General features: G+C 35.5%; 4 protein-coding genes. All 4 read right to left on the bottom strand.

Going from position 1 to position 2,854, the window contains the following annotated elements; genetic code table 11:
• Positions 1–11: 11 nt before the first annotated feature.
• The 4 genes from G5B32_RS16730 to G5B32_RS17760 all read right to left on the bottom strand — a co-directional run bounded on the left by G5B32_RS16730 (position 12) and on the right by G5B32_RS17760 (position 2,853).
• A complete protein-coding gene (locus tag G5B32_RS16730; RefSeq protein ID WP_165292636.1) occupies positions 12–563 on the bottom strand; it encodes a hypothetical protein in 552 nt (183 codons plus the stop codon).
• Between the two features lie 123 nt (positions 564–686).
• Positions 687–2,156 (bottom strand): glycine--tRNA ligase, encoded by a 1,470-nt coding sequence (locus G5B32_RS16725; protein WP_165292635.1) that lies wholly within the window; start codon positions 2,154–2,156, stop codon positions 687–689.
• Between the two features lie 40 nt (positions 2,157–2,196).
• Positions 2,197–2,664, bottom strand: coding sequence for a thioredoxin-dependent thiol peroxidase (bcp, locus tag G5B32_RS16720; protein WP_165292634.1), 468 nt, complete (start codon positions 2,662–2,664; stop codon positions 2,197–2,199).
• Between the two features lie 27 nt (positions 2,665–2,691).
• On the bottom strand, positions 2,692–2,853 hold the full coding sequence (locus G5B32_RS17760) for a four helix bundle protein (protein ID WP_410528470.1): 162 nt from the start codon (positions 2,851–2,853) through the stop codon (positions 2,692–2,694).
• Position 2,854: the final 1 nt, after the last annotated feature.

Raw genomic sequence — 2,854 nt, 5'->3', positions numbered from 1 at the left:
CCCCTTTTTTGTTATCTTAATTTCTTAACATCTCTTTCTGCCTTCTCAAAGTCTTGTTCTAGTTCTTTCAATTTAATTTGCTCTTTACTGATTTTGATAATTTCTTTTTCTCTGTCGATATCAGAAATTCGATTTCTACGAATTTTTTTATCTAAAGCATCTTCTAATTTTTCAATTTTAGCAGTTTGCTTTTTGATATTGTTTTCCAGCTTGTTTGCTTTTATTAAAGCTTTATCAAATTTTTTAGTTGCTTTTTCAAGTGCTTTTTGTTGCTTTTGAAGTTTTTTAGCTTGCTTTTCAACTTCCTTTTGACGTTTTTTTAGTTCTTTTTCGGCTTTTAATCTTTCTTTCTCTGCTTTTTGGGCAGCCTTTTGAGCTTCCAAACTAGCTTTTAATAGCGCTTCTTCCTGTAGACGTTTTTGTTCTTCTGTAAGTACAGTAGGGGTAATCGTATCAGGCTTAGTTGATTCGATAGATGTATTTGTTTGGACTGGTTGTTGGGCTTTTGCGATACCTGAAATTGCAACTAATGCGGTGAGGGCTATAACTTTTAGAGTTTTCATTTCGTTTGTGTATTTATTTTTAGCTATTTGATGCTAAAAAATTTAACACAAATATAAAAAATAAAAAGAGTAGCATATGCAATTATGCTACTCTTTAATCTTTATCTTGTAGAGAAATCTCTATTATGCTAGTTGTGCTAACAAGCTTGTTAAGCTAACACGCTCTCCGATAATACGGCTTAAATCTTCGATAGCTACACGTTCTTGTTCCATAGAATCACGGTGACGGATAGTAACCATATTGTCTTCTAATGATTGGTGATCTACAGTAATACAGTACGGTGTACCGATAGCATCTTGACGACGGTAACGTTTACCTATAGCGTCTTTCTCGTCGTATTGAATGTTGTAATCCAATTTCAATTTTGCCATGATTTCACGTGCTTTTTCTGGAAGACCATCTTTCTTAGTCAATGGTAATACAGCCGCTTTCACTGGAGCGATAGCAGGGTGGAATTTCAACACCACACGTGAATCTTGTTTTTCTTCTGTCGAAAGATCTTCGTGAACCAATGAATTTGCCAATACAGTCAAGAATAAACGATCCAATCCAATCGAAGTCTCGATTACATAAGGAATGTAATTTTGGTTGATCTCAGGATCGAAATACTGCATTTTGCGTTTTGAATATTCTTGGTGTTGCTTCAAATCGAAGTCAGTACGAGAGTGGATACCCTCCACTTCTTTGAAACCAAATGGGAATTCATACTCGATATCTACAGCTGCATTAGCATAGTGCGCCAATTTAGCGTGATCGTGGTAACGGTATTTTGCAGCATCGGCTCCTAATGCCAAATGCCATTTTAAACGTGTTTCTTTCCATTTGTTGTACCATTCCATTTCCGAACCTGGACGTACAAAGAATTGCATTTCCATTTGTTCGAATTCGCGCATACGCATGATAAATTGACGAGCAATTACCTCGTTACGGAATGCTTTACCGATTTGAGCGATACCAAAAGGAATCTTCATTCTTCCGGTTTTTTGAACATTCAAAAAGTTAACAAAAATACCTTGTGCTGTCTCCGGGCGTAAGTAAACTTGCTCAGCACCATCAGCCATTGCGCCCATTTGCGTAGCAAACATCAAGTTGAATTGACGTACGTCAGTCCAGTTTTTTGTGCCCGAAATAGGGCATACAATATTATGCTCCTCAATAATTGTTTTCAAACGCACTAAATCATCTGCATTTAATGCATCATCTAAATCTTTTTGTAATTGAGCTGCTTTATCTGTTTTACCGTCTTTTTCATAACGATCGATTTTATCTTCAATCAATTGATCTGCACGGTAACGTTTTTTAGAATCTTTGTTGTCGATCATTGGATCATTGAATCCATCTACGTGCCCAGAAGCTTTCCAAGTCGTAGGGTGCATGAAGATTGCAGCATCGATACCTACAATGTTTTCATTCAACTGCACCATGGATTTCCACCAATATGTCTTCAGGTTATTTTTTAGTTCTGAACCTAATTGTCCGTAATCGTATACGGCACTCAAACCGTCATAAATCTCACTTGAAGGGAATACAAAACCGTATTCTTTAGCGTGTGATATAATGTTTTTGAAAAAGTCGTCTGTTTGTTTGCTCATAAGGGGTAAAAGTATAAAATTCTACGTCAAAAATCAACAGCTATTTGGCTTCGTATAAGTCCAAAATTTGTTGAGACGCATTCTTATTATCTACCTTCTTGATGATATGTTCAATTACTCCTTCTTCGTTAATGACAAACGTCGTACGGGCAGTACCCATATACTTTTTACCGTACATATTTTTCTCTACCCAAACACCATAGTCGTTAACGATTTTTTGGTCTTCATCCGCTAATAAGTTGAATGGTAATTCAAATTTTGCAATGAATTTTTGATGTGATTGCTCGTTGTCAATACTTACTCCTAATACTTCAAATCCTTTGCCCAATAAGAATTGATAATTATCTCTGAAATTGCACGCTTCAGTTGTACAGCCCGGCGTATTATCTTTTGGGTAGAAGTATAAGATTACTTTCTTTCCAAGGAAATCCGATAGGTTTATGGTTTCACCTTTTTGATTTTTTGCAATTATTTCTGGAGCTTTTGCGCCTATTTCTAATGTTGTCATGTTTAGTTGTATTTTAGTTGTCTGTAGTCAGTTACCAGTTGATTTTAAATATTTAATTAGACCAGTGATGATTTTAGATATTTCAGTACATTGTTGATTAAGTTCAGTGGCTTTTGTATGATTAATATATTCTAACCTTTCAGCTAAATAAACCATTGATTTTACTTCGCTTGATGAGCCTAATTCGATA

This window comes from Sphingobacterium sp. SGL-16, from assembly GCF_011043515.1.
Taxonomy (GTDB): Bacteria; Bacteroidota; Bacteroidia; order Sphingobacteriales; family Sphingobacteriaceae; genus Sphingobacterium; species Sphingobacterium litopenaei.
The sequence above is the reverse complement of the archived record's forward strand: the minus strand, read 5'-3'. Positions and strand labels throughout refer to the sequence as shown.